The sequence below is a fragment of the Vibrio sp. 1CM24A genome (assembly GCF_023161725.1).
GTDB lineage: Bacteria > Pseudomonadota > Gammaproteobacteria > Enterobacterales > Vibrionaceae > Vibrio > Vibrio coralliirubri.
This window is the reverse complement of record NZ_JALNTS010000002.1, coordinates 463301-488513: the sequence shown is the minus strand read 5'-3', so window position 1 is coordinate 488513 and position 25213 is coordinate 463301. Positions and strand designations below refer to the sequence as shown.

Here is a 25213-nt window from a genome sequence, read left to right as displayed (position 1 = left end):
GTAAAGAGATCGTGATGTGGGTAGAATACGCGGCTTAAAAATTATAAGTAAGTGAGCGACTTCAAAAATGAGCAGAAAAATTGAGTTATTAGCCCCAGGTGGCGATGTAGAAGCGATAAAAGCCGCCATCGTAGCGGGTGCTAATGCAGTTTATTGTGGTTTAGACACATTCAACGCTCGTAACAGAGCCTCTAACCTATCGTTAGACGAATTGAATGGTGTGATTCGCCTTGCTCATGAATACGGCTGTGAAGTGTTCCTGACTCTTAACGTTGTGCTACTGGAGCATGAGACTAAGAGCATCACCAAACTGCTGAACCAACTTGTGAACACCAAAGTAGATGGCATCATTGTTCAAGACTTGGGTTTATTCAATCTGGTTAAGAAGCATTTCCCATCATTAGACGTTCACGCGTCGACTCAGTTAACAACGCACAACGAAGGCCAGATTAAGTTCTTGTCTAAGATTGGCGCGACGCGCGTTAACTTGTCTCGTGAGTTGAACCTGCCTGAAATCAAGATGCTGACGGAAGTGGCACACGACCATGATGTACTAACCGAAGTGTTCGTACACGGCGCTCTGTGTATCGCATTCTCTGGTCAATGTTACTCAAGCTCAGTAAGTGTGGGTAACTCAGGTAACCGTGGCCGTTGTAGCCAAGCGTGTCGTGATGAATACGAGATCACTAACGCGGGCAATAAGTTCCCATTGAACTTAAAAGATAACTCAGCTTACTACGACCTACCTGAATTGGTTGACGCGAAAGTCGACTCATTGAAAGTCGAAGGTCGTATTAAAGGCGCACACTACGTTTACACAGTGGTAGACACGTGGCGTAAACAGATTGATAGCTTTGTAGAGAGTGGTTTGTTGATCGAAGACGATTCGAACCTGCACAAAGTATTCAACCGTGATTTCACCAACTCTTTCCTAAAGGGCAACCTGACGAAAGACATGTTCATTGATAACCCGCGCGATAACAGCATGAACTACGCTGTTGAAAAAGCGACGGAGCAGAACAATGAAATCTCTGTGGTACAGATTCAAGAAGTGACTAACGAACTTCATCAAGCAAAAGACGTTCTTGGTAACGAAATGCGCGAGAAGATCGAGTTCCTTGATATTCGCAAGACACCAGTAACATTGTCGTTCAGCGCAAAAATGGGTCAACCATTTACGGTGACAGTGAACACGCCTAAAGAGAACTTTACTCTTCAATCTAAATCGCTATTGAAAGCGGTTGAAGAGAAGGCGATCACTCAAGAGCTACTTGAGAAGCGATTCAAAAACGTGAAGAGTGCAGTCCACACGCTAGAAAGCTACGACTTCAGTGAAGTGGATGCAGGTTTGTTGATTCCTCTAAAAGAAGTTTCAGACCTGAAAGACGAGATCGACTTCATTCTGAACGGCTCTGTGGAAGTGATTAAGCACGTTGAAGTGCCAGCACTGCCTCAGCACCCTAAAGTGAACGAGAAGCCGACTATGTCGATGCTTATCGCGGATGTGGAAGACTTACACCTGTGTGACGTGACTGACGCGGATGTTTACTTCAAACTTCCAGAAAGCTTCAAGAAGCGTTGTAACAAGTACATCGATATCTTGGCTGCAAACCCACGTTTGATTCCTTGGTTCCCAGCAGTATTGATCGGTAAAGATTACGACGAAGCGGTTCGTATTCTTGAAGAAATTAAGCCAGCTCGCATCGTGACTAACAACACGGGTATTGCTTACAAAGCTTACGAGATGGGAATTGAGTGGGTTGCAGGCCCGTTCATGAACACAACCAACTCTCACGCACTGGTTACTCTGAAAGAAGAGCTGAACTGTGCCGGCGCATTCATTTCGAACGAGATCAACAAAGGTCAGATTCGTCATATTCGTCGCCCAGAGAACTTCAAACTGTTCTACAGCATTTACCACCCAATCTTGATGATGACTAGCCGTCAGTGTTTCTTCCAAAGAACGGTAGGTTGTAACAAGCCAAGCATTGAAGCGGGTTGTATGTTGAAGTGTGAGAAAGCGACCACGATTACCAACGTGAAAGGCATCTCTTTTGCGGTTGATAAACAGAAGGGTGGCTACCCAAGCATTTATAACCACGAGCAGTTCTTGAACCATGATGCAGTAACTGACTTCTCTGGTCTATTCGACGAGTTCTTCATTGACCTAACCAACATCGGTGCGGGTTCTAAAGAAGTGAAAGACAAAGTTGAGCTTATCAAGCATTTCGAAGCGCTACTTGACGGCGTTGAAGGTTCACAACAGAACCTAGAGCAGATGGTTGAAGTTCGAACTAACGCTCAATACGTTCAAGGTCTATAAGTCTTAACCACTTATAAGCACTCAGAACCAATAAACAAAAGGCCACTCAATCGAGTGGCCTTTTTAATGTCTGAAACTTTCTAAGTCTTTATCAATCAGCGAATACGTTATTCCGTCACGGCTTCTTGTTTGAAGCATGGGCTCTTCAACGTGTTCATCTTTTCGATTTCATTGGTTAAGCGCAGCGAGAGCAGGGCTTTTTGGTTTGAAGCAAAATCAAACATCACGATAGTCGCAGTGCCAACGGTGGTCAGTTTTTGTTGAGCCTTACTGACAATCGCGTATTCCATAGTGAATCGGTCATCTTGAATATCGGTAACACGTGAGCCAACCATCAAGGTATCCGGATACGTGACTGGGCGGAAATACTTACAGTAAGTGTCACCAAGAACAGGACCAACTTTGGTAATCGCCATCTCTTCCATCAACTCAACGTGCTTGAAAAAATCTAAGCGAGCGGTTTCGAAATAGCGAAAATATACGGCGTTGTTAACGTGATTGAGTGCGTCCATTTCTCCCCAAGCGACAGGGATTTCTGTTACTACCGGGTAGTCAGATAATAGTGCTTCCATGCGAACTCTCTTATTCTTATCTGTGTAATTAACGTTATTTACTTATCCTTCATCGGAATAAGTTGTTATTCGAATAAAAACCCTACCGCTAAATTAACAAAACTGCAACACGTGTGATTTAAGTTTTTGAAGCTTGAAACCACACAATGTCAGTGACTTAGTGCACATCCACTCAATGGTTACGCACTAAGGTGTTTGAATTGCAGCTCAACTAAGCGTTGGTACAATTCGCAGCTATTGATGAGAGACTGGTGGTCGCCGATGTCTATTAGTTGTCCTTTATCGAGCACTGCAATCTGGTCGGCGTGTTTAATTGTTGATAATCGATGGGCGATAATGATCGTCGTTCGGCCACGCATTAACTCTTCTAACGCTTGTTGTACGTGATGCTCACTTTCGCTGTCTAGTGCGCTGGTTGCTTCGTCCAACAATAGAATGTTTGGATCTTTCAAGATGGCACGTGCGATGGCAATACGTTGTCTCTGTCCGCCAGAAAGCCTTACACCACGCTCACCAAGAAAACTGTTGTAGCCATCAGGTAGGTTTTGAATAAACTCGTGTGCGTGTGCTTTCTTAGCCGCTTCGATAACTTGCTCGTCTGTTGCCTGAGGGTTGCCGTAGCGAATGTTATGGAACACATCGTTACTAAACAGAGCAGGTTGTTGCGGCACCAATGCCATCTGCTTTCTTAGCTCGTTAGGATCAAACTGATTCAGTTCAACACCGCCTAAGGTGACTTTACCCACTTGCGGGTCGTAGAAACGTTGCAACAGTTCAAACAGGGTAGTTTTACCCGCGCCAGATGGGCCAACCAGTGCCAATACTTTGCCTTCATGGGCAGTGAGAGTGAGGTTGCTTGTTGCGGGCTGGTCCGGTCTTGATGGGTAACAGAAGGTCACATCATCAAATGCGACTTCTGGCGTTACGTTAGCAAGCGAAGTTGGATTCGCAACTGGCGCAACAATATGGCTTTCAACTTGTAGGATCTCGATTAAGCGCTCGGTCGCACCTGCCGCACGTTGCAGTTCGCCCATTACTTCTGAAATCGTACCTAATGACGAAGCAACCATGATTGCGTAAAACACAAACGCCGCTAAATCACCCGCCGACATGGTGCCGTTGATGACATCACTGCCGCCAACCCAAAGCATGCCTGCGATAGCACTGAATACAATCACGATAACGCCAGAGATAAGAATCGCGCGCTGTTTTACACGCTGGCGACCAATCTCATAAGCTTTTTCTACTTCTACCGCGAATGATGCTTTCTCTTGCTCTTCTCGGCTGTAGCTTTGCACGGTTTTAATGTGTTCAATCGCTTCACCCGCATAAGAACCGACATCAGACATTGAATCTTGGCTTTGGCGAGATAGGGCTCTCACACGACGCCCGTACACAAGAATCGGAATCAAGATAAATGGCACCGAGGCCAATACAATCAACGTCAGCTTAATGTTGGTCGCAAACAGCATGATGATTGCACCAATACACATCAACGCGCTGCGCATCGCCATAGAGAACGATGAACCAATGATGCTTTGAAGCAGAGTGGTATCCGTAGTAATGCGCGACATGATGTCGCCACTGCCATTGGTTTCGAAGTAACTCGGATGCAGCGTCACGACATGATTGAAAACCGATAAGCGAATGTCCGCACTCACACGTTCCCCAACAGAAGAAACCAAATAGAAACGGAAGAAAGTACCAATCGAGATCAACACGACCACGACCATGATGAATTGAATCGCGCTTCCTAAATCTGAGAGTGATTGTTGGCTAAAACCTTGGTCGATGAGAAGACGAATACCGTGTCCGACTGAAAGGGTTAAGCTCGCCGTGAAGATCAACGCGATCAACGCAGCAATAACACGACCTTTATAAGGCTGAATGAATTTACTCAGCTCAAACAAAATACTGAGGCTTTTTTTCTCAGGTTTAGGTTCTGGCACTTGTTGAGTCGATCGCTGAGTTGAGTCGAGCGTAGAAGAGACATCGTTTTGCATATGACTGCCTTAATGTGTTGTCGCTTTAAAAATAGATGGCTTGTTGCTTGTTGCTTGTTGCTTATGGTTTATGACTTATTGCCTGTACTGCGTGTTGTTCGCTGAGAAGTCATTGTTGTTGAGAATAGAACCCATTAAAGCATTTATTGCGCTGTGACGCTCCCCAGGAAACTCAATTTCCAATATTTCCTCACCACTAAGTGAATAATTCGAAACGGCCTTAAAGGAAAACTAAGCATTCTGATCGAGTCAGTTCAATAGGAATGTGGGGGATTTAACCCTAATTTTTATGCAAGTAAATTAGCGTTGATAGGAGAGTGCACACATAAACAAGCAACCATGCAGTGATTTATAAATTGATAGCAAAACGTTTGCTATTTATCTCGATATTAGCTTTATCAATGACTTGAAACTTTTGGTTGTAAGACCAGTTATAGCGACTGTTTTTTGTGTAATATTTGTTACAAAAATTCAACAAAGTAGTTTTTTATACATTTTTCTTGCATAAAACCTCGGATTGAATAGAATAACCAACAAATGACAATTAATGCAGTATTGTGGCATGAGTATTCAAGTAAAGAGCATCAACAAATCATACGGTGATACCCAAGTTCTTCACGACATCAGTTTCGACTGTGAGAGTGGCGAAACCTTGGTATTGCTTGGCCCAAGTGGCGCGGGCAAGAGTTCATTACTGCGTGTATTGAACCTGCTTGAAATCGCGGACAACGGCGAATTAGACATTGCGAATGAGCAATTCGATTTTTCAAGCCAAATCCAAGAGAAGCAGGGGCTTAAACTTCGTCGTAAAGTCGGCATGGTGTTCCAGCAATACAACTTATGGCCACACATGACGGTGATGGAAAACTTGATTGAAGCACCAACCAAAGTTGCGGGTTTGGATAAGCAAGAAGCGATTAAGCAAGCTCAAGAAGTACTAAAGACACTTCAACTTGCCGACAAAGCCGACGCTTGGCCACTTCAACTGTCTGGCGGTCAACAACAGCGTGTTGCGATTGCACGTGCGCTGATGATGAAACCGGATGTGTTGCTGTTTGATGAACCAACAGCGGCGCTTGATCCTGAGATCACCAACCAAGTCGTGAGCATTATTAAAGAATTGAGCGGAACGGGCATTACCCAAGTGGTCGTGACGCATGAAGTCGATTTCGCGAAGAAGATTGCTAGCCACGTTCTGTACCTAGAGAAAGGGTACATCGTTGAACACGGCACCAGCGATTCATTCGTTAATCCGCAGACACCTGAGTTTGCCGAGTATTTGACTCATTAAGTAAGTCTCTTATTAAAAGAAAGTTGACTCATTAGATTTAGCTAAACACAACATCAATTAAAACAATCAAATTATAAGAATGGCCACAGGCCGCTATTACACGTATTCGGAGTAACAAAATGAAAAAGATTCTACTAGCTTCACTTATCGGCCTTGCTTCTTTCAACGCAGCGGCTCAAGAAGAGATCAAATTCGCAATGGAAGCAACTTACGCACCATTCGAATACATGGATGAGAACAACCAAATCCAAGGTTTTGACGTAGACCTAGCAAACGCACTTTGTGAAGAGATGAAAGCGACATGTACTTTCCACAACCAAGCGTTCGATAGCTTGATCCCTGCACTTAAATTCAAACGTTACGATGCCGCTATTTCAGCAATGGACATCACTGAAGCGCGTCTTCAACAAGTGAACTTCTCTAACGCTTACTACGATAACTCTGCAGCATTCATCTCTTTTGAAGGCAAAGTAGCAGACCAAGCAGCACTAGAAGGTAAGCGTGTTGGTGTTCAAAACGGTTCTACTCACCAGAGCTTCCTACTTGAGCAAATGACTGGCGTTACAGCGGTACCTTACTCAAGCTACCAAGATGCATTCATCGACATGAAGAACGGTCGTATCGATTCTGTATTCGGTGACACAGCCGTTGTAGCAGAATGGTTCAAGAAAGAAGACAACCTAACGTACGTTGGCGACCAAGTAACAAACCAAGAGTACTTCGGTAACGGCTTTGGTATCGCAGTAAACAAGAGCAACCAAGAACTTGTAGACCAGCTTAACGTTGCACTTGCAGCAGTGAAAGCGAACGGCGAATACGACAAGATCTTCAACAAGTACTTCGGTAAGTAATTTATGGAATTAACGGGTTACTCTTTAGGGCTCGTCGAAGCAAGCTGGATGACAGTTCAGCTTGCATTCGTAAGCCTATTGGTTGGATTGGTTCTAGCAGTTTTGTTTGCAAGTGGTGAGATGTCTCGTCGTATTGCAATCAAATGGCCAACGACTGCATTTGTGACGATTGTTCGTGGTTTACCAGAAATTCTGGTCGTACTGTTTATCTACTTTGGTTCGACACAAGTTCTGTTCATGATCACTGGCGACTTCATAGAAGTGAGCCCGTTCTTATCTGGTGTTGTTGCACTGTCACTTATCTTTGCTTCTTACGCTTCGCAAACCTTGCGTGGTGCTTTGAAAGCAGTAAGCAAAGGGCAGAGAGAAGCAGCAAGCGCACTTGGTATTTCTCAGTCTCGTGCATTCTTTCGTATCGTATTACCTCAAGCGGTAAGACACGCGCTACCAGGGTTAACCAACCAATGGTTAGTGTTACTAAAAGACACTGCATTAGTCTCACTGATTGGCGTAACGGATTTGCTGAAACAAGCACAATTAACATCAGCGGCAACGCACGAAGCATTTACTTGGTACGCGACAGCAGCTGCAATCTACTTGGTCATCACTTTAATCACACAAAGATTGGTAAAAGTGATTGATGGTAAGTTCTCTATTCAAGGTTTGGGTAACAAAGGGGCAATGGCATGAATCAACAATACTTCTCTCAAATGCTTGAAGGTTTAGTGACCAGTCTTCAACTCACAGGCGCTTCATTGCTGGTTGGTTGTATCTTGTCACTGCTGATGACGGTAACGCTAATCCTAAGAATACCGGCGATTCACTGGTTAACACGTGGCATCATTACGCTGTTCACCGGCACACCATTGTTGGTTCAAATCTTCTTGGTGTATTACGGCCCGGGTCAGTTCGATTGGATTCGTGAAAGCTTCATGTGGACTTGGTTAAGCCAACCTTGGTTCTGTGCAATGTTAGCATTAGCATTGAACACCGCGGCATACAGCACGCTACTGTTCAGAGGCGCATTCAACGCGATTCCAGCAGGGCAGTGGGAAGCGTGTCGCGCACTTGGCATGGACAAAGTAGCAACGCTTAAAGTGTTACTGCCATACGCTTTACGCCGTGCCGTTCCAGCTTACTCGAACGAAGTGATTCTAGTCTTCAAAGGTACCTCACTGGCAAGCACCATCACCATCATGGATTTAATGGGCTACGCTCAGCGTATCAACGGCCAAACCTACGACACACTAACGGTGTTCGGTATTGCAGGTGCATCCTACCTAGCAGTAAACGGCATACTGACGCTGATCTTCCGCCAAGTAGAGAAGAAAGCCCTCGCATTCGAAGCGGCGTAAGCTAGCTACTCACAAGTCTAATTAACGTATAAAGCCTGCCATTTATGTTCGCATAGATGGCAGGCTTTTTTGTGTTTTGGGGTATGTGTGGAGCGCTGTATTTATATTCAGTTAGTCGGGGTTTTTACGAAAATCATACTATATGGAAATATTCTGCATTTTATCATTCAATGAGGCTATCTATGTTTTAAGTCACTGAATTGCAGTGATTAATCGTGGTAGAGTTCCGCCCATATGAAACTAGATAGAATAATTCTGTATTTAAATGAAGAATTTTTCTGTCTAATAGCTGTTAACTGTTTCGGTAGATTTGGAGGTTACTATTAGATTCTATATTTCCTTAGGTGCAATAGCATTTATTTCGTTGTGCGTAACCTTTGCAGCTCCAATCAGTGAGATTTTTAAGGGTGTTACTGCAATTCCTGCTGTCGGTGCGATGGTTGCGGCTCTGTATCAGCTTGTTCGTGATAACTCAGCTCATGAGCGGAACAAAGAGTTAAACCTACAAAAGCAAAATCTAGCTTTGGCGTCCTCATCTCATATGGCAAATGCAGTATTCGATAAACAAGCAGAGTTTTCAGACCAATATGTGAAACTCGTTTTAAAAGCATTCAATGAGCTTAGAACTAAAACTGACTACGATGAAGCTCATGCTTTTGCTGCTGACTTAACTATTCTTCGGTTAGAGTATATGAACTGGCTAACTGAAGAAATTGATAACAACCTCGAAGGTTTCGAAAGACAATTAAGAAAGCTTGGTGCTAATTCTCAATATATAAAAATGCCAAAAGGTGAAGGTACCGTTCAAGAGCATAGAGATAACGCAGCACGAGAAATGTTAGACATTCAATCAGCTTTTATTTATGTCCTTGAAAAATCGACACATGGTCATGATGCATCGTTGGTTACGTTATCGAAAAAAATGAGAGCAATTCTTGGTGTAGAAGAGTTGGCTCACCATAAAAACAAAATTTTAAAGCACAGCGGTAAAAACAGTTAACAAAGCATTTAAGAGTGATTCGCAACGCTTGGCAGTTTCGCTTCGCTCAAGTATAGCCAAGCGCCGCTCACACCTTAATGCGGCTACATGGATTCCCCCGGTTGTCAAACATCCGCTAAACTTATGTTGATGGGTTTTGGACTGCCGCTCTACATTCGGCCTACTTATCGACGATTCGCATACGTCGTGGCCCTGATGACTTGCGCGACTACGGTGCCTTATTCGTTAGATGACATCTAGTGTGTCCGCCGCATTAACAGGCTCTCCGCAAGTGGTCTTAACCTATCTCCATCATTAGCGTCTGCAATGACCCGGTGGGTTTAACTCTTTATGCTGCTTAGGTTTCTACTTAAGCAGCATAGTTTTCATATTCGGTTTGATTGTGTAAAAGCGACCATATAATTCGTGCGTTCTTCGCGGCAAGTGCCACTATCGCTCGGTTCATTCCTCTTCGTTCTAGAACGCCTCGACACCACTGACTTAGCTTATCTTGCTTGTCGCCAAGGTTGGCAATGACTGTCCTTGCCCCGTGAACTAATAGTGTTCGCAAGTATTTGTCGCCGTGTTTGGTTATCCGACCTAAGCGAGGCTTTCCTCCCGTCGAATATTGCTTTGGTACTAGTCCTAGCCAAGCAGAGAAATCACGGCTTTTATCAAATTGAGAACCATTGCCTATCGAAGCAAGTATCGCAGTAGCGGTTTGCGGTCCAATGCCACGAACCTTCATCACTCGTTGAACATTAGCGCTGACCTTAGCAAAAGACTCGAAGACTTGTTCAGTATCGGCGATACGTTGATTCAACTCTCCAAGGTGGTGATAAGCATTGGCAATCACCGTTCTTGCGAGATGTGGCAGTTCATTTTCTGCATCTTCAAGCATTAAGGGAACGTGTTTCATTAATGAAGAGTGGCCAACAGGAATGATTAATCCGAATTCAGAAAGCAGGGCACGCATGCGATTCATAAGCGCAGTGCGCTCGCGAACCCAATGTTCTCTCATTCTGTGTACCGATAAGATGGCTTGTTGCTCGGGGGATTTTACGGGTACAAAGCGAGTTGATGGTCGCTGAACAGCTTCGCATATGGCAACAGCATCATTAAGGTCGTTTTTTCCCTTAGTTCGATAAGGAATTACGTATTTAACGGCCATAATGCGGGCGTCGTGACCGAGTGTATTGAGTGTTCTTGCCCAATAATGTGCACCACCACACGCTTCAACGCCTATACGCATGAGTGGCATATTTGCTATTGTAGTCAGTAGTTTAGAGCGAGTTACTGACTTATGAAGTATGACCTTACCATTTTGGTCTACGGCATGAAGACTAAAGTGGTTTTTAGCTAGGTCGATACCGCAGAAATAAGAAAAATCAGACATGGTGCCTCCGGTGCAATTAAGTACCACATAAGTGTGGCAGATCCTCGGAAGGGGGAATCCATGTCATTCGTTATGTGTTTTTTGGCATTACGAAAAATTAAAAAAATTAGGTGTTAAATGATTGTTTTTGAAAAATATTCGGACAAGTTAGTTTTGTCATATAAGCCTGATGGACCATCTGAATGGATATTCCATGAAATAAATAACTCGGGTAGTGTGACCATATCAAAAACGTTTTCATTTTCAGAAAATGAGCTTCTAACTCAATATGATCCAGATGATGAATATGCAACTGTAAAATTTAAGGTGGCAGATAAAGAAAATGATTATTATCGTTTTTCTAAGGGCTTACTGTCGCTTGAACATGACTTATATATTCACGATTCAATTAAGTTTGAAAGAAAACTCTTTGTTGCAGAACGTGGAATATCTATCTTTAGAAAGATAGGTAGTTTAGTCGAACAGGAAATTTATATTGGTGGTGATGCTGAAAATTCAATACCGATTACAACCTACAAAGAACTAATCGCCGGTTTTCCAAATACTTATGAATTGAATAGATATTCCGAGGCAAGGATTAGTGGAATAATTTCATCATATCTAGAAACCAAAGAAGACTATGAATCAAAGTATCAGAGATACTTAAATAAAAAAGTAAGCCGAGTTGGTGATGACCTAAAACAGCAGCTTTCCCAGCTAGAGCTGTTTAAGTATCAGTCTATGCTAAATAAATTAAAACAAATGCTAGATGATGAAATTTCATATTCTGAAGCGCAATGGCAAAAAGAGTTGTTGGGAATAATATTATTATTGTACCCAAAATATATACATATTTTCGAAGAAGCCCCTGTAAGAGATACATACAGTAAAACTAATAGGAATATTGACTATCTTATGGTTGATTCCAGTGGAAATACTGACATCATCGAAATAAAAAAGCCTTTTGACCAATGTGTCGTTACTAAACGTACATATCGAGACAATTACATTCCACTTCGTGAATTGTCTGGTACAGTTATGCAGGTTGAGAAGTATATATTTTATCTAAATAAATGGGGGGTTAAGGGGGAAGAAAAACTTACCGAGTGCTATAAATCTGAATTGCCTGAAAATTTTAAAATCAGAATAACTAACCCGTGTGGAATGATCATCATGGGAAGAAGTGAAGGTCTTAGCCTTGAGCAATTGCAAGATTTTGAGGTTATTAAAAGGAAATATAAAAACATCATCGATATTCTGACATATGATGACCTATTGGAAAGGCTCGAGTTTATGATCGCCCAATGGTCTGGTATTGTTGAACAAAACACATAACAAATGCATCAACACGATTTGCTACACTCGGCGTTGTCAGTTTGCCTTTAGTTTCAGTGATTAAGGCAGTAAAATTCAGCTAGGTCTGCATAGTAGCAAACGTGTTATGCAGGCGTTATGTCCTTTTCGGGTTTTTGAGGTTCTATGAAAATAAGAAAAATGAGTTCACCTGACTTGCCAGCTTTGTATGATATTTACACTGACAAAGAGGTTGTGAACAACAATCGTTACTTGCCTGACATCAAAAGGGAAGAGTTCGACTCAATGTTCAATGACAGCCAGCTTAATTTTGTCGCGGTTGAAAGCGATGGAGAACTCTTGGGTCATTTGGCTATTAACTCAACGCCTAAGCCGAGGTTAAAGCACTCTGCATCTTTTGGTATTGCGGTCGCCAAAACTTCCCGAGGAAAGGGAGTGGGTCGTTTCTTAATGGAATACTTGCTGTCGTATTGTGATGAGCAGCTAAACTTGACGCGTTTAGAGTTAGAAGTGCATGCAAACAACGTTGCTGCGTTGGCTCTTTATAAATCCTTTGGCTTTGAAGTTGAGGGTACAAAGCGCAAGGCTGTGCTTGTTGAAGATAATCTAATAGACATCGTCATCATGTCGAGAGTACGGACATAACAAACAATTTAAGAGTGATTCAGCACGCTTGGCATTTTTGGTTTGGGTTAAGTTCGGTGATTATGGTGGTCAAATTGAGTGTCGTGGTCGCGTGCTTCACACCTTAATTGGGCGTTACAAGAGTACAAATATGATGTTTGATCAATCAAAGTTTAATGAATGGCAAACCTTGCGAAGTGCATTAAAGGTTGCAAAGAAAGAGAAAAATTTAGTAAAGATAATTGATGTCTGTGATGAAATCATAACTTTAGATCAGCAAGCTCCTTTCATTCAAATAATGACTCCGTTATTCCATAAAGAAAAAGGAACAGCTTGCTTTAAACTTGGCTATGAAAGCGAAGCACTTAATAGTTTTGAACTTTCAAAGGCTGGGTTCGTTGATTACCGAAAGAATAACCAGCTAAGTACTCCTGATGATTGGCTTAAGGACATAGCCGCTTTGGAAAAGAAAATCGCGAAACTATCGAAGTAATGCTAACAAACGACTATGGCGCCAATGATTAATTTTTGGCAGTGTTTTCATCCCACATGGCGCCATCTCTCAGCATAGAGTTAAGAGTCACAACCATCTTTCGAACACACGCGATTATTGCGACTTTCTTAGGCTTTCCGAACATAAGTTGCTTTGAATGCGGGGTTACTGTCTTATAAGTATGACCTTACCATTTTGGTCTACGGTATGAAGACTGAAGTGGTTTTTAGCTAGGTAAGTACTGCAGAAATAAGAATAATCAGGCATGGTGCCTCCGATGCATTTAAGTACCACATAAGTGTGGCAGAGCCTCGGAAGGGGAATCCGTGTCATTCATTATGTGACAAGCGTTAATCCATCGCTGGCGAAAGCACTCGATATCTCATATTGTTAGTGTGAAACTTCCCTTCATGAGGCTGCTATGACGAATCAACTTAGACAAAACAAAGACAATGCTATTGCTTTTTATAGAACTGCTTACATGGGTGATCCAGCAAAAGCAGTAGAGTTGTATGTTGGTGATGATTATATCCAGCACAACCCAGTTGTTGCTGATTGTAAGCAGGGCTTTATAGATTACTTTGAAGAAATGTCTCGGGACTATCCAAAAAAGGATATAGAGTTTTTGAGAATTATTGCTGAAGGTGATCAGGTAGCTTTGCATACAAGGCAAACATGGCCTGCTGGTGAAGAGTACGTAACGATGGACTTTTTCCGTTTCGATTCAAATGGAAAAATAGTCGAGCATTGGGATTCAATTCAAGTGGTCCCGAAAGAGTCAGCCAATAATAACTCGATGTTTTAATAGTCACATAACAAGGCGTTCAAGCCGACCTCTAACGCATGGCACTCTCGCTTCGCGAATTGTAGTGCCATCAGCGTTGTGGCGGCTTAACTTAGCCTTAGGCAAAAAGAAGAAATATTCAACAGAGGAAGTCATGGAAATAAGAGCTGCAAAACTTGAGGACATCAGTCAAATCGTAGAACTACAGAAATCTTGTCATGTATCTAACTTGGATGAATCTGATAAATGCGATGGTTTCTTAAATACAGTGATGGACGAAGTGCTTCTAACTCAAGTTATCGAGCAAGAGCAGGCTATATATGTTGCTGAACTCAACAATACGATAGTAGCGATGGCTGCTTGTGCTTCATGGAAGTTCTGGGAATGTTCAGAAGGACTCACTTCTGTGGCGAACAAGCTTGGTTCAGTGGTAGTTGGGTGTACCCAACTAAGCTCTTCTAATTCATACTTTTGGGGACCTGTCTGTGTGGGTAAGGCTTGTCGTGGTCAAGGTGTGTTTGAGAAGTTGTTTCGGTTTAGTTGTGAAGTAAGAAGTTCTAAATTTTCTTACGTTTACACGTACGTGCATAAAGACAATGCTCGTTCTTTTGCTGCTCATACCAATAAAGCAGGCTTTAAATATACAAAAGACTTCGTTCTCAATGGGCAAACTTTTCAGGAAATGGCGCGCGAAACGAAATTTGCCTAACAAGCGCTCAAGATGAATTCCCAACGCTTTGCAGTTTCGACTTACTTGGCTTTAAAGCGTTTATGTCACAGAGGGTTCGGCCATAACGTCACTCACACCTATACATAGTGTTGCTTTCTACGAGGGAATGAACATGAAACAAGGCATTTTCAAGAATCTGAAGCTGGCATTAGGTGTTGGTTTTGGTGTTGCCATTCATCAGTACTTTTTTATGACGGATGGTGCGTTTGATTTCTATCGGCCAATTGTGGCGTTTGCTTTTACGTTTGTAGTGAGCAGTATTGGTACACTTCTAAAAGAAAGATTCATGCGTAACAAGGAGACTAATGGGGCATCATGACTAAAATCTATTTCGTATGTGGCTTTATCGGTTCGGGTAAGACGACTTACTCTAAAGCGCTTGCAGAAAAGCATGGTGCCTTTCGTTTCTCGATTGATGAGTGGATGATTCCTTTGTACGGCGAGCATATGGAGCGTGAGGTTTTTGATAGCCGACTGGCTACGCTACAAGGTTTATTCAAAGACTCTGCAATGCAGCTCTTTTCCTTAGGTGTCCCGGTAATTTTTGACTTCGGTTTTTGGTGTAAATCAGACCGCGATTCTTTTACAAGCTGGGCATCAAACCGAGGTATGGACAGCGAAGTTCACTATCTTGATGTTCCGTTTGAGACTTGTAAGGAGAGGGCATTCAGCCGTAACTCGGAACTGAATGGTAAGTCTTATGAAGTGACGCCTGAAATGTTAGATCTGTTTTGGTCTTGGTTTGAGGTTCCCACTTCAAATGAAAATGTTGTTTGGGTTCAACAGGAAGCTCAATAAGGTATGTAGTCAGGCGCGAAGGTGAGTGGCGTTTTTGTTATCTAGCTTGTGTTCTAAGTCTCACGTTACATTGGGTTTATGAAAGTCTGAGTCGTCCATCGAATAGTAGTGTAATAAGGGCATTTCTCATGCCGTATTTTTGGTAATTAGTTCTTCCTGTCGATTATCGAATTTGTCCTAAACCCACTATTAAGGCAGGGAACCCAATGAATAGAACGCTATGGTTCGCACTCATTTCGCTTTTGTTTTCAATGACAATGGTATTTTGTACATACAGCTATGGAACAGAGAGCCATGTTGAAGTAATCACACTCACTTTAGTACTGTCGGGCCCTCTGATTTTTACCTTTGCGCTTGTTGTCATTTTTTGTGGCGCACCAGTCATTAACAGGCACAAGTTACTTGGAACCGTCGCAATTTGTGTGCATGGATTTACAGCCTCACTGCATGTGCTGTGGAACGGTTTTATGTTTGTCGATGTGATTAATAAACAAGGCTTAGGTCCGGGACAAGGTTATTCTGGTTTGATACTTTGGGTTGGTAGTATCAAGGCGATGCTACTTGGTTTGGTTGTGGGAATATGCCTGCATTACTTGCTACGATTATTTAGAAAGGCTGCAGTAAGATAACTGTTGGCTAGTTAGTGGGTTGTTCGTTGTCTATAGGAGTTGTCACTGTGTTTTATAGTAAGGAATTCAACAAGGGATTGCTGCTCATCCTGGTTGCGATAAGTGCTTTCATTGTCGTTACCTCGGATAATAACCCCGGGACATTAATCGCTCACGCCATCAATGGTTTAATTGCTTTGCTCTTTTTCTCCATGACAATTGAGGTCAAAGACAATGTACTAAGCTGGTATTTCGGCTTTGGTGTTTGGCGTAAGAATGTAGAAGTGTCAGACATTACAGAGACATCGTTCTATCAAAGCAAGTGGTATCAAGGTATTGGCATCCGAATGCTGAGCGATGGCTGGTTGTATAATGCATCGATAGGTTCAGCGTTGAAGTTAAGCCTAAGCAATGGAAAGCATGTTTACATTGGTTGTAAGGATACAGACGGTTTAAAGCTGGCCTTGAAAATCGCTAACGAACAGATAACTCAAAAGTGATTTACGAGGCTTGGCACTTTTTGTTTTAAGTTGGGCTAATGTTTAAGGTTCTATGCTTTAAGTGAGCTGCACTTTAATATCACAACAAATGAATCGGAGGTTCAATGGATCAAGCAATCAAAACACATTTCGACGAGTATCCCGATGATGTTCGATCTCGGCTTGAAGACTTGCGTGCATTAATTTTTTAACTTTGCTCTGATTTGGATTTAGGTGACGTCGAAGAGTCTCTGAAATGGGGCGAGCCGAGTTACAGCGTTAAGACGGGCAGTCCAATTCGAATCGATTGGAAATTGAAATCACCAAACAAGTATTACTTGTTCTTTAACTGCCAAACGAAGTTAATCGACACATTCAGAGAATTGCACGATGGCACATTGGTATTTCAAGGTAATCGGACAATCGTCTTGAACCTAACAGAACCACTTCCCAAAGCACCAATAAAGCAGTGCTTAGAGTTAGCCTTAACTTATCAACAACGAAAACATCTACCGCTTCTTGGCGCGTAATTCTTATGTGTTGTCATTATATTTCTTAAACAGGTTTTCTGTGTTCTAGCTATCACTCTTTAAAGTGCTAAGACTGTACCATCTTGATTAGTATCAAGAGGCTAGGGAATCTCTATAACCAACGCTGATTGTATTGCTTACCGTTTAAAAAGGTGTTCTATTCACCTTGTATTTCAAACTTAAAAGGAAGTTGTATGAATTTAGATAAAGCCAAGAAACGTATCGCAAAGCAGGTTAAAAAAGGCGACCACGGATACCCAAAAATCACGTTAGCGTATTACGGGGCGACCAAAGATCTCGCAACGGAAGTCGCAGTTCAATTTATGCTGGGTGAGAGCGATAGTGTCCAAGAAGAACGTTTTTCTTGTGAAACCGAAATCCGAGATAATGAGTTAATCCAAACGACGCTACTCAAGATAATCGAGCGCGCTAATGTTAACTCAGTGATTGAGGTTGAAGGCGTAACTGTTCTTTAGTTTGCTTTGGCCGGGAAACGAAACCAACACGAGAACTCAGGTGTATAATCCACATTTTTATCGAATTAGGCAGGACACATGGCGATCTCGTTTGAAACTCAAAGACTAAAAGTAGAGGAAGTTGCAGGTGAACTTACTGTTCTTGAACGTTCGGCTCTACTTGAGCGAGTACCTGGCATTCTAACCCCATCAGTTGTTGAAAACCTGCCACCATATTTTCACGGTATTGTGTCACGTGAACTGGCTGAAATTTGGCTCGATCGAATGTTGTCGGAGAGCCACTTACTTCAAGTGAAATACAACGATAATCAATTGATTGGTTTTCTGTTCGCTTATGTAGAAGACGAAAGTGATGCTCATATTGGCTACTTGCTTGCAGAAGAGTTCTGGGGCAAAGGTTTAGCAAGTGAGTTACTGAAGAGTTTCATCACAGAAGTCGCTAAAACGGAGTCATGGTCAACACTGATTAGCGGTGTCGATCGTTCAAACATAGCCTCTGCAAACTTACTTAAGAAGCTAGGTTTTGTTGAGCATGCCTCTGACGAAAGTGCAGTGGTTTTCTTTGAATATAAGCTTTCTCGTTTTAACTCTTAATTCTCAGTTCTCAATTTCTAACCCCTAACTCAAGCCATATCTGCGTTTTACATTCATTCCCAATGCTTAAGATCACCAGTTTGATTCAACTTTAGTGTTTACGGCACCATATTTTAGGTAAAGTGGTCGCGTTGCCTACTATTGAGTGCCGCGTTATTCGCGAGAAAAGAAGGTTATATGGAAAATATTAGAAAAGCCCAAGCATCTGATTTAGGGTCAACAAGAGCTAGCGAGAGACACAATCAATGCGTGTTACCGTTCATTTTTGGGCGATGAAGGCGTGGATTGGCTCATCAACAGTGGTGAGTCAGATAAAGAAGTTGAGAAACAACTCTCAAATTGTGTCGTGCTTGAATCAAATAATCAGATTCAAGGTTATTGTGCGTTTGAAAATGACTTCGTACATATCTTAATGGTTTCCCCGAACATTCAACGTTCAGGCTTTGGTGCGACTCTTCTCAAGCATGTTGAGAACGAGATGAGCACATTTGGCCATCAACATTATCGTCTTGAAACATTCAAAGGTAATGAGCAAGCGATTAAGTTTTATCTGAAAAATGGTTGGTCGATTGATAGGGAAGAAACCGACGAAGAGTTTGGATTTGTTAGGGTTTACTTGAGTAAGAACGCCTAACAAAACGTTGCTTATTATTCATAATTTATCAAGGAAGAAACATTATGAAATTAGCTCAGTTAAATATCGCTCTGGCAAAATACCCGTTAGATGCGCCGGAAATAAAAGAGTTTGTCGATAACTTAGAGTTGGTTAATGGAATCGCAGAAAGCAGTGAAGGGTTTGTTTGGCGTCTGAAAGATGAATCTGGGGACGCCACCAACATCCAAGCTTTCGATGATCCTAATATGATTGTGAACATGTCGGTGTGGGACTCTGTGGATTCGTTAAAGAACTTCATGTTCCGCACACATCACCGTGATTTCATGCGCCGAAAGGGGGGTTGGTTTCATCGTTTACCTGAAGATACTTATGTTCTTTGGTGGATCGAAGAAGACCATATTCCGACACTGGAAGAAGCGATAGAGCGACTTGAACACCTCAGAGAAATCGGTGATACGCCATATGCCTTCACTTTTAAAACCAATTTTACAGAGTCAGAAGCGCCAAAGTAGCATTTGTCTAACCAGTGTTATGTTCCATTGAAACTAAAATAGGGGCATCTGTGGTGTGTGGGAGCTCTTGACGCTGGATGGATCATCGACAGCTTGATAGTACTCAACCCAAACCTTATTGCTTCTAGGAAACTCTCGTTTCAATACTTTCTTAACGTGTTTTCGAGTGTTTGCTACATCACCAGTAAATGTATGGTTGTGATAACCCGCTTCAATGATCTGAAATTGCGTGTCACTAAGGCAATAAAGCAGAAAGCCACGGTCTCTTTTGTAGGTTTTAAAATGCACGGCTTCTTTAGGTTGTAAGCACTTCAGATGCTTTTCGACTAACGTTAGTACTTGGGATATATGAATCATGTGTCGCTCACTCTTGTAGTGAATGAGACAAGGTTATCAAACAGATAAGCTTCGGAAATATCAAAAAATACTGAACATGCGTTTAGTGAAGGCTTGGTCTGTTGGGCGTAAGTGGTGACGGGGTTAAGCGTTAACAGAGCTAAGGTATTAGCAAAGCTTAAGTATTAACAGTGTATTCTCATTTAAACAGATAAAGGTAAGTTGTGATTGAATTTAAAACGGTCGGTCTTTTTGTACTTACGGCGGTCGCCGAGATTGTAGGGTGTTATCTACCTTATCTTTGGTTGAGAGAAGACAAGAGCATTTGGTTATTGATTCCTGCTGCGATAAGCCTCGCGTTATTTGCTTGGTTATTGACGCTTCATCCTACCGCGACAGGGCGTGTTTATGCGGCCTATGGCGGTGTGTATATTTCTGTTGCCCTAATATGGTTGTGGCTTGTTGATGGCGAAAAGCCGACAACGTGGGATCTGGTGGGTGGCTCGGTTGCACTACTCGGTATGGCGATTATTATGTTTGGCCCTCGAAACGCGTAGTGCATGCATTGAGATGACAGGAAGAGAATAAACCATGGAAAAGGTTGATTGGCACAAGAATCAGATTGATGACAGTACCGTCATAACGGACAGCTACAAAACGACTCAGAACGTGCGTCGATATTTTAAGTCCAAGCTTGGCGAAGAGTTTAAATTTGACCGTGATTTTATGCAGTGGATGAACAATGCGACAGGATTGACTATGGGTGATGCCTTACAAGAGTGGGCGAAGCGTAACGATACAAAGTAATGGATTATCTTGCTGGTAAACTTATTTACCAGCTAATCAGTTCACAAAAATACCGCCGTAATCAACGGCGGTATTTTTTATTACGCTTATCGCATTATTCAATAGATAACGAAGAGCAGTTAGCCTAGTTTACGCGGGCTAATTCAACAGTCTGCGTTTCATTCGCGACTTTCCAATCGCCACCTAACGCTTTATACACCGCAATCGTGGTGTTGGCGGTTTGAAGCTTGGCGGCCACTTGGCGATCTTGCATCGCTTTTTGTTGTCTTTGTGCGTCTAACACCGACAAGTAATCGACTAGGCCGGCTTTATAGAGTGACTTTGCTTTGCTCACTGCGTTATCGACGGCGAGAGTGGCTTCATCGATGCGCTTTTGGTTCTCTTGGCTACGGCCATAGGCAAACAAGCTTGAATCGACTTCTGCAAAGGCGCTGTCTACCGAGTGTTGGTAGTTAAGCGCTGCAGAACGGAACCTTGCTTCGTTCATTTCCACCATGGCTTCGCCTCGGCCACCATCGAATACATTCCAACTGATGCCTGCAGAGGCCGCCCAGCCGAATGAGTCGCTACTGAATAGGTCATCAAAACTTCCTGCCGTCACACCTGGTGAGCCCGTTAGGAAGAATTTTGGATAGCGATTGGCAATGCTTGCGCCGAGTTCTTCGTTAATGGCTGCCATTTCTCGTTCTGCAATTCGGATGTCTGGGCGTTGTTCTAACAAGTCAGAAGGTAAGCCTGTCGGAATCACATCGTTCATTCGCGGCAAGGTAAATTCACCCGCTAAACGTTGGTTCACGTTCGTAAGTGATTCACCTAACAACACTGCCATACGTTGTTTATGTACTTGCTCTGCGATTTCAAGTTGAGGAACAATGGATTCAGTCGCGGCAAGCATGGCTTTGGCTTGAGCAAGGTCTAACTCAGAGCCGTAGCCGCTGCGAACCACTTTGGTGACCAGTTCTAAAGTCTGCTTTTGGTCGGCAATGTTCTCTAGTGCGATCGCCTTTCGCTCTTGCGCGCCTCGATATTGCAGGTAGTTGTGAATAACATCGGCAGTGATCAAGGTGTTCAAACCCGATTGAAAGATCTCGGCTTGTTCCACTCTAATTGTTGCCGCGTTGGATTGCTTATCGATACGTCCAAACAAGTCCATTTCCCACGCGATGCTTGCACCTAAGAACCCACCATCGTGTTGTGCTTCAAGCAACGACATACCTGTGGTCGATTCAACCGCATCAGAAGCCCCAAATACCGGGCCGAGTAGGGAGTCGTTCTCGCTCAATTGGTAGTTGTAATAACCGCCACCGACATTGATGGTCGGAACTTTGAATGACTCCACAACGCTCTTATATGAGTTCGCCATGTTGATTCGCTCGGCGGCCAGTTTAAGTGGGATGTTCTGGTTTTGAACATCGGCCACTAACTGATTGAGCGTCGGGTCATTGAACTGTGTCCACCAATGATTGTGCTTCTCGTTTTGGCTCACTCCGTCTTGGTTCACATCACCTTGGCTATATAAGAAGGTCTCAGCCATGGTGGTTTGAGGTTCTTCGTAATCGGGGCCAAGCGCACAACCTGTCAGCAACAAGGCAAGAGCAATAGGAGCCACTTTAAACTTCGTTAATGGATACATGTTTATTGCTCCTTGTTGAATGAGGTTGTAGTGCCGCTGTTTGTAGACTGAGGTGTTGCATCAAGCACGATCACTGCGTCTTTGATGGCTTCTTCTACCGTTTTCTTTTGTTCGGTTCGATAGAAAAGCTTGTACAGCGCAGGCATTACAAACAGAGACAACACGGTTGCTGCAGCCAAACCACCGATAATGGTTGCCGCCATCTGGTCAAATAGCAGGTCACTAAGCAGCGGGATCATACCAAGTGCTGTGGTGAGCGCGCCCATTGAGATCGCCATTGTGCGGTTCACGGTTGCTTCTTTGATTGCATCAGACAGTGAGCGACCGTTTTTACGTTCAAGCTCGATTTGGTCCATCAATACAATGCCGTTCTTGATGATCATACCGGTCAAGGTTACCGCGCCAATCAATGCCATGAATCCGAATGGTTTATCCAACAGCAATAAGCTGAATGTTGCACCCGTCGCCGCAAGCGGTAGGGTGGTAAAGATGATGACTGGCTGTTTGAAGCCGTTAAACATCGCCACTAAGATAATCACCATCAACAACATTGCTTTAGGTAGCTGCTTAAGAATATCGCTGACGGCTTTGTGCTCGTCGTAATATTCGCCGCCCCATTCCAAGTGGTAACCATCTGGAAGGTGGATGGATTCAATTTGTTCTTTAACCGAGTTTCTTACCGCTGCAGGAGTGGTGTAACGACCAACGCCAGCTTGTGCAGTGATGGTTTTTACGCGGTCACGACGCCAAATCATGGTCTCTTCACTGGTCAGCTCAAAGCCATCAATGACTTGACCCAGTGGAACGCTGTGAATGCCTAACAGAGAGCGAACCGGCAGAGTTTCTAGCGACTGAATTGAGCTTTCTGTGCCACGCAGTTGAATCGTCACCAGTTCGTCGTTTAAGTTCATACGACCCAATGGCATGCCTTCTGACGCGCGTTTCATCGCGAATGCAATGTCGGCACGGTTAATACCGGCTAGACGCATCTTGTCTTGGTTAATGACAGGTTCTAAAACCTTGCTCTTTTGTCGCCAATCGTCACGCACGTATTTGGTGTCTGGGTGTCGAGCAAAGATCGCTTTAGCTTGCTCTGACAAGCCGTGAAGCACCTCGACATCTGGGCCGGAGAAACGTGCTTCAACACTGAATTTATCGGCAGTCGCCAGTTTTAAGCTTCTAAAACGAGGATCGGCGTTTGGAAACTCTTCCATTAACCATTTGTCACCACGCGCAATCAGCGGGCTGAGTGACGGGAAATCGGTCGCGTTAATCAAGATCTGACCGTATGCAGGGTCAAACGGTTCTGGTTCAATGGTTACTGAGAAGCGGGGAGCACCCGCGCCAACGTATGTTGAGATACTGTCGACTTCCGGCTGTTCTAACAACCACTGTTCGATGCGCTTCATGTCCTCTGAGGTTTGTTCAACCTTCGCACCATTCGGTAGCCAGTAATCTAGAAACAGGATGGGCCTGTCAGCTTGTGGAATGAAGTTAACCGCGATGCTCGGCACAGCCAATGCCGTCACTAATATCAACGGAATAAGCCCCGTCAGTGCTTTGAGTGGGTTATCTACCGTCCAGTTTACGCTCTTACGGTATAAGCTCACTTTAGTGTTGTCAGCTTGTTTGCTTGGCTTGATAAAGAACCAACACATCAAGGCCGTGAAGGTCATAGCTACAAGCCAAGACAATAACAGTGAGGAGGCGATGATAAGGAATACCGAGCTTGCGAACTCAGCCGCATCGGTTTTTGAAAAAATAACAGGGCTTGCACCCATGATAGCGATAACTGTCGCGCCAAAGAGCGGTGTTGCTGTCTCTTTAACAGAATCAATTGCGGCTTTAGTACGGTCGACGCCTTTGTTGATTTTCACAATCATCATATCGGTGATGACAATCGCGTTATCCACTAACATGCCGAGCGCAAGAATGAACGTACCTAGTGAAACTCGGTGTAAATCAATTGACGTGATGTTCATGTAGATAAGCGTCAGCAAGATAGTCAGCAGTAAGCTTGAGCCGACGATGGTCGCGCTTTTTAGTCCCATGAATATCGATAGGACGATGAACACAATCGCGACACTTTCTAGCAAGTTTTGTACGAAGTTGTCGATCGATTTCTGAACTTCTTCCGGCTGGTTTGCTACCGTCGAGATATCAACGCCTAACGGCAGAGTTGCTTGGAAATCGCTGACGATCTGATTGATTTCATCGCCAAGCGATACCACGTTAACGCCGGTCACTGGGCTCATCGCTAGCGTGACCGCAGGTACGCCGTTGTAGCGGTTTTCCGTCATCATTGGCTCTTGGTAGCCCATGGTGATGTCTGCGATATCGCCCAAACGGATTAAGCTGGTTCCGAATTCACTCACGCCGCCTTTAATCATCAGGTTTTTGATGTCGTCTAATGAACCAAACTCGCTCGACTGTTGAACGCGAATACGTTCAGTGCCCGCTGAAAATTTGCCCGCATCAAAGGTCATGTTCTGAGTATTTAGCTGTGACCAAACTTGTGTGATAGATAAACCGTATTGCGCCAATCTTTCATCTGGGATATCGATATGAACAACACGTGGCTGAACACCGTGTAACTCAATCTTCTTAATGCCATCGACGGTTTTAATTCTACGTTGGAGTTCTTCTGCGTAACGTCTTAGCTCAGCAGGCGAAGCATCCTTACTGTGGATAGAGAAAAGCATGCCGTAGACTTCAGAAAACTCATCCTGCACGACGCTGATCTGCGCCGTCGAAGGCAGTAACAGCTTCATGTCTGACACTTTACGACGCAACAAGTCCCACTCTTGTGGTAGTGCTTTTGAATTAAGAGACTCTTTAAGGTCAACAAACACCATCGACATACCCGGACGAGACAGTGAACGCAGTCGGTTTAATGACCCCATCTCTTGCAGTTTAGTTTCGACGGTATCAGTAACTTGCTGTTCCACTTCTTCCGCAGAAGCACCGGGGTAGAGCGTTACTACGACGGCCGTTTTGATGGTGAAGCTTGGATCTTCGAGCTTGCCAAGATCAAAGTAAGAAAACAGGCCTGCGATAACACTCAATGCAGTGAAAAACAGGATGAAGGTGCGTTGTTTGATCGCAAAATCAGCTAGATTCATTATGATTT

Annotated in this window: 27 protein-coding genes and 2 pseudogenes; 22 read left to right on the top strand and 7 right to left on the bottom strand. The window is 43.5% G+C overall.

From position 1 onward, the window contains the following. Positions 1 to 67: 67 nt before the first annotated feature. Positions 68 to 2323, top strand: a complete 2256-nt coding sequence (locus MSG38_RS06050) for a peptidase U32 family protein (RefSeq protein ID WP_248401274.1) — start codon at positions 68 to 70, stop codon at positions 2321 to 2323. Between the two features lie 107 nt (positions 2324 to 2430). Here the strand turns inward: MSG38_RS06050 and MSG38_RS06045 are convergent, their stop codons facing one another. Then, positions 2431 to 2895, bottom strand: coding sequence for an acyl-CoA thioesterase (locus MSG38_RS06045; RefSeq protein WP_017061819.1), 465 nt, complete (start codon positions 2893 to 2895; stop codon positions 2431 to 2433). A gap of 179 nt (positions 2896 to 3074) precedes the next feature. Further along, positions 3075 to 4898 carry an ABC transporter ATP-binding protein/permease gene (locus MSG38_RS06040; protein WP_248401273.1) on the bottom strand — a complete coding sequence of 608 codons (1824 nt, stop codon included), beginning with the start codon at positions 4896 to 4898 and terminating at the stop codon, positions 3075 to 3077. 562 nt (positions 4899 to 5460) lie between these two features. On the opposite strand from MSG38_RS06040, the gene artP reads away from it, so the two are divergent. The 5 genes from artP to MSG38_RS06015 all read left to right on the top strand — a co-directional run bounded on the left by artP (position 5461) and on the right by MSG38_RS06015 (position 9395). Beyond that, positions 5461 to 6189, top strand: coding sequence for an arginine ABC transporter ATP-binding protein ArtP (artP, locus tag MSG38_RS06035; protein WP_032545343.1), 729 nt, complete (start codon positions 5461 to 5463; stop codon positions 6187 to 6189). Positions 6190 to 6308: 119 nt separating this feature from the next. Further along, positions 6309 to 7040: a lysine/arginine/ornithine ABC transporter substrate-binding protein gene (locus MSG38_RS06030; RefSeq protein WP_016795731.1), complete on the top strand. Its 732-nt coding sequence runs from the start codon at positions 6309 to 6311 to the stop codon at positions 7038 to 7040. 3 nt (positions 7041 to 7043) lie between these two features. Continuing rightward, positions 7044 to 7730 carry an arginine ABC transporter permease ArtQ gene (artQ, locus tag MSG38_RS06025; protein WP_017061822.1) on the top strand — a complete coding sequence of 229 codons (687 nt, stop codon included), beginning with the start codon at positions 7044 to 7046 and terminating at the stop codon, positions 7728 to 7730. Next, the gene (gene artM / locus MSG38_RS06020; protein WP_248401272.1) at positions 7727 to 8395 is read left to right on the top strand and encodes an arginine ABC transporter permease ArtM; all 669 of its coding nucleotides are present in this window, start codon (positions 7727 to 7729) and stop codon (positions 8393 to 8395) included. Before artQ ends, artM begins: the two co-directional genes overlap by 4 nt. Before the next feature lie 310 nt (positions 8396 to 8705). After that, positions 8706 to 9395 carry a hypothetical protein gene (locus tag MSG38_RS06015; protein WP_248401271.1) on the top strand — a complete coding sequence of 230 codons (690 nt, stop codon included), beginning with the start codon at positions 8706 to 8708 and terminating at the stop codon, positions 9393 to 9395. A gap of 349 nt (positions 9396 to 9744) precedes the next feature. Here MSG38_RS06015 and MSG38_RS06010 read toward each other — a convergent pair whose 3' ends face one another. Then, positions 9745 to 10770, bottom strand: a complete 1026-nt coding sequence (locus MSG38_RS06010) for an IS110 family transposase (protein ID WP_248401270.1) — start codon at positions 10768 to 10770, stop codon at positions 9745 to 9747. Positions 10771 to 10887: 117 nt separating this feature from the next. Between MSG38_RS06010 and MSG38_RS06005 the strand changes: the two genes are divergently transcribed. The 3 genes from MSG38_RS06005 to MSG38_RS05990 all read left to right on the top strand — a co-directional run bounded on the left by MSG38_RS06005 (position 10888) and on the right by MSG38_RS05990 (position 13180). Next, on the top strand, positions 10888 to 12084 hold the full coding sequence (locus MSG38_RS06005; RefSeq protein ID WP_052878397.1) for a Shedu immune nuclease family protein: 1197 nt from the start codon (positions 10888 to 10890) through the stop codon (positions 12082 to 12084). Between the two features lie 159 nt (positions 12085 to 12243). Next, positions 12244 to 12708: a GNAT family N-acetyltransferase gene (locus tag MSG38_RS06000; RefSeq protein WP_052878398.1), complete on the top strand. Its 465-nt coding sequence runs from the start codon at positions 12244 to 12246 to the stop codon at positions 12706 to 12708. Between the two features lie 130 nt (positions 12709 to 12838). Continuing rightward, a complete protein-coding gene (locus MSG38_RS05990) occupies positions 12839 to 13180 on the top strand; it encodes a hypothetical protein (protein ID WP_050621366.1) in 342 nt (113 codons plus the stop codon). Positions 13181 to 13208: 28 nt separating this feature from the next. On the opposite strand, the pseudogene MSG38_RS05985 reads toward MSG38_RS05990, so the two are convergent. After that, positions 13209 to 13319: pseudogene (locus tag MSG38_RS05985) on the bottom strand (IS110 family transposase); the annotation flags it as partial. 282 nt (positions 13320 to 13601) lie between these two features. Here MSG38_RS05985 and MSG38_RS05980 point away from each other — a divergent pair. The 11 genes and pseudogenes from MSG38_RS05980 (at position 13602) to MSG38_RS05930 (ending at position 19307) form a co-directional block, all read left to right on the top strand. Next, positions 13602 to 13985 carry a nuclear transport factor 2 family protein gene (locus tag MSG38_RS05980; protein ID WP_248401269.1) on the top strand — a complete coding sequence of 128 codons (384 nt, stop codon included), beginning with the start codon at positions 13602 to 13604 and terminating at the stop codon, positions 13983 to 13985. A gap of 133 nt (positions 13986 to 14118) precedes the next feature. Continuing rightward, positions 14119 to 14673 carry a GNAT family N-acetyltransferase gene (locus MSG38_RS05975; protein ID WP_059019762.1) on the top strand — a complete coding sequence of 185 codons (555 nt, stop codon included), beginning with the start codon at positions 14119 to 14121 and terminating at the stop codon, positions 14671 to 14673. A 133-nt stretch (positions 14674 to 14806) separates the two neighbouring features. Continuing rightward, positions 14807 to 15013, top strand: a complete 207-nt coding sequence (locus MSG38_RS05970; protein ID WP_248401268.1) for a hypothetical protein — start codon at positions 14807 to 14809, stop codon at positions 15011 to 15013. Further along, a complete protein-coding gene (locus tag MSG38_RS05965) occupies positions 15010 to 15492 on the top strand; it encodes an ATP-binding protein (protein ID WP_248401267.1) in 483 nt (160 codons plus the stop codon). Before MSG38_RS05970 ends, MSG38_RS05965 begins: the two co-directional genes overlap by 4 nt. A 206-nt stretch (positions 15493 to 15698) precedes the next feature. Further along, a complete protein-coding gene (locus tag MSG38_RS05960) occupies positions 15699 to 16121 on the top strand; it encodes a hypothetical protein (protein ID WP_248401266.1) in 423 nt (140 codons plus the stop codon). Positions 16122 to 16147: 26 nt separating this feature from the next. Continuing rightward, the gene (locus MSG38_RS05955) at positions 16148 to 16600 is read left to right on the top strand and encodes a hypothetical protein (RefSeq protein ID WP_248401265.1); all 453 of its coding nucleotides are present in this window, start codon (positions 16148 to 16150) and stop codon (positions 16598 to 16600) included. Between the two features lie 104 nt (positions 16601 to 16704). Further along, positions 16705 to 17109, top strand: a pseudogene (locus tag MSG38_RS05950) (DUF1801 domain-containing protein). Positions 17110 to 17303: 194 nt separating this feature from the next. Further along, positions 17304 to 17585 (top strand): hypothetical protein, encoded by a 282-nt coding sequence (locus tag MSG38_RS05945; protein ID WP_248401264.1) that lies wholly within the window; start codon positions 17304 to 17306, stop codon positions 17583 to 17585. A 78-nt stretch (positions 17586 to 17663) separates the two neighbouring features. Further along, on the top strand, positions 17664 to 18179 hold the full coding sequence (locus tag MSG38_RS05940) for a GNAT family N-acetyltransferase (RefSeq protein ID WP_248401263.1): 516 nt from the start codon (positions 17664 to 17666) through the stop codon (positions 18177 to 18179). Positions 18180 to 18459: 280 nt separating this feature from the next. Beyond that, positions 18460 to 18813, top strand: coding sequence for a GNAT family N-acetyltransferase (locus tag MSG38_RS05935; RefSeq protein ID WP_248401262.1), 354 nt, complete (start codon positions 18460 to 18462; stop codon positions 18811 to 18813). Between the two features lie 44 nt (positions 18814 to 18857). Beyond that, positions 18858 to 19307, top strand: coding sequence for a DUF3291 domain-containing protein (locus MSG38_RS05930; RefSeq protein ID WP_248401261.1), 450 nt, complete (start codon positions 18858 to 18860; stop codon positions 19305 to 19307). Between the two features lie 33 nt (positions 19308 to 19340). Here the strand turns inward: MSG38_RS05930 and MSG38_RS05925 are convergent, their stop codons facing one another. Next, complete coding sequence (locus MSG38_RS05925) at positions 19341 to 19664, bottom strand: hypothetical protein (protein WP_248401260.1); 324 nt, start codon at positions 19662 to 19664, stop codon at positions 19341 to 19343. 203 nt (positions 19665 to 19867) lie between these two features. Between MSG38_RS05925 and MSG38_RS05920 the strand changes: the two genes are divergently transcribed. After that, complete coding sequence (locus tag MSG38_RS05920) at positions 19868 to 20200, top strand: YnfA family protein (protein WP_004733816.1); 333 nt, start codon at positions 19868 to 19870, stop codon at positions 20198 to 20200. A 34-nt stretch (positions 20201 to 20234) separates the two neighbouring features. Next, a complete protein-coding gene (locus MSG38_RS05915; RefSeq protein WP_061024124.1) occupies positions 20235 to 20450 on the top strand; it encodes a DUF6434 domain-containing protein in 216 nt (71 codons plus the stop codon). A 124-nt stretch (positions 20451 to 20574) separates the two neighbouring features. On the opposite strand, the gene MSG38_RS05910 is transcribed toward MSG38_RS05915, so the two are convergent. Then, the gene (locus tag MSG38_RS05910) at positions 20575 to 22083 is read right to left on the bottom strand and encodes an efflux transporter outer membrane subunit (RefSeq protein WP_248401259.1); all 1509 of its coding nucleotides are present in this window, start codon (positions 22081 to 22083) and stop codon (positions 20575 to 20577) included. Between the two features lie 2 nt (positions 22084 to 22085). Further along, positions 22086 to 25205: an efflux RND transporter permease subunit gene (locus MSG38_RS05905; protein WP_248401258.1), complete on the bottom strand. Its 3120-nt coding sequence runs from the start codon at positions 25203 to 25205 to the stop codon at positions 22086 to 22088. Positions 25206 to 25213: the final 8 nt, after the last annotated feature.

Coding starts and splice junctions, on each gene's coding strand:
- MSG38_RS05905 (WP_248401258.1), bottom strand. CDS start 25,205: ATGAATCTAGCTGATTTTGCGATCAAACAACGCACCTTCATCCTGTTT.
- MSG38_RS06000 (WP_052878398.1), top strand. CDS start 12,244: ATGAGTTCACCTGACTTGCCAGCTTTGTATGATATTTACACTGACAAA.
- MSG38_RS05915 (WP_061024124.1), top strand. CDS start 20,235: ATGGAAAAGGTTGATTGGCACAAGAATCAGATTGATGACAGTACCGTC.
- MSG38_RS06005 (WP_052878397.1), top strand. CDS start 10,888: ATGATTGTTTTTGAAAAATATTCGGACAAGTTAGTTTTGTCATATAAG.
- MSG38_RS05975 (WP_059019762.1), top strand. CDS start 14,119: ATGGAAATAAGAGCTGCAAAACTTGAGGACATCAGTCAAATCGTAGAA.
- MSG38_RS05965 (WP_248401267.1), top strand. CDS start 15,010: ATGACTAAAATCTATTTCGTATGTGGCTTTATCGGTTCGGGTAAGACG.
- MSG38_RS05910 (WP_248401259.1), bottom strand. CDS start 22,083: ATGTATCCATTAACGAAGTTTAAAGTGGCTCCTATTGCTCTTGCCTTG.
- MSG38_RS05945 (WP_248401264.1), top strand. CDS start 17,304: ATGAATTTAGATAAAGCCAAGAAACGTATCGCAAAGCAGGTTAAAAAA.
- MSG38_RS06030 (WP_016795731.1), top strand. CDS start 6,309: ATGAAAAAGATTCTACTAGCTTCACTTATCGGCCTTGCTTCTTTCAAC.
- MSG38_RS06010 (WP_248401270.1), bottom strand. CDS start 10,770: ATGTCTGATTTTTCTTATTTCTGCGGTATCGACCTAGCTAAAAACCAC.
- MSG38_RS05960 (WP_248401266.1), top strand. CDS start 15,699: ATGAATAGAACGCTATGGTTCGCACTCATTTCGCTTTTGTTTTCAATG.
- MSG38_RS05925 (WP_248401260.1), bottom strand. CDS start 19,664: ATGATTCATATATCCCAAGTACTAACGTTAGTCGAAAAGCATCTGAAG.
- MSG38_RS05980 (WP_248401269.1), top strand. CDS start 13,602: ATGACGAATCAACTTAGACAAAACAAAGACAATGCTATTGCTTTTTAT.
- MSG38_RS05990 (WP_050621366.1), top strand. CDS start 12,839: ATGATGTTTGATCAATCAAAGTTTAATGAATGGCAAACCTTGCGAAGT.
- artP (WP_032545343.1), top strand. CDS start 5,461: ATGAGTATTCAAGTAAAGAGCATCAACAAATCATACGGTGATACCCAA.
- artM (WP_248401272.1), top strand. CDS start 7,727: ATGAATCAACAATACTTCTCTCAAATGCTTGAAGGTTTAGTGACCAGT.
- MSG38_RS05930 (WP_248401261.1), top strand. CDS start 18,858: ATGAAATTAGCTCAGTTAAATATCGCTCTGGCAAAATACCCGTTAGAT.
- MSG38_RS06045 (WP_017061819.1), bottom strand. CDS start 2,895: ATGGAAGCACTATTATCTGACTACCCGGTAGTAACAGAAATCCCTGTC.
- MSG38_RS05970 (WP_248401268.1), top strand. CDS start 14,807: ATGAAACAAGGCATTTTCAAGAATCTGAAGCTGGCATTAGGTGTTGGT.
- MSG38_RS06050 (WP_248401274.1), top strand. CDS start 68: ATGAGCAGAAAAATTGAGTTATTAGCCCCAGGTGGCGATGTAGAAGCG.
- artQ (WP_017061822.1), top strand. CDS start 7,044: ATGGAATTAACGGGTTACTCTTTAGGGCTCGTCGAAGCAAGCTGGATG.
- MSG38_RS05940 (WP_248401263.1), top strand. CDS start 17,664: ATGGCGATCTCGTTTGAAACTCAAAGACTAAAAGTAGAGGAAGTTGCA.
- MSG38_RS06040 (WP_248401273.1), bottom strand. CDS start 4,898: ATGCAAAACGATGTCTCTTCTACGCTCGACTCAACTCAGCGATCGACT.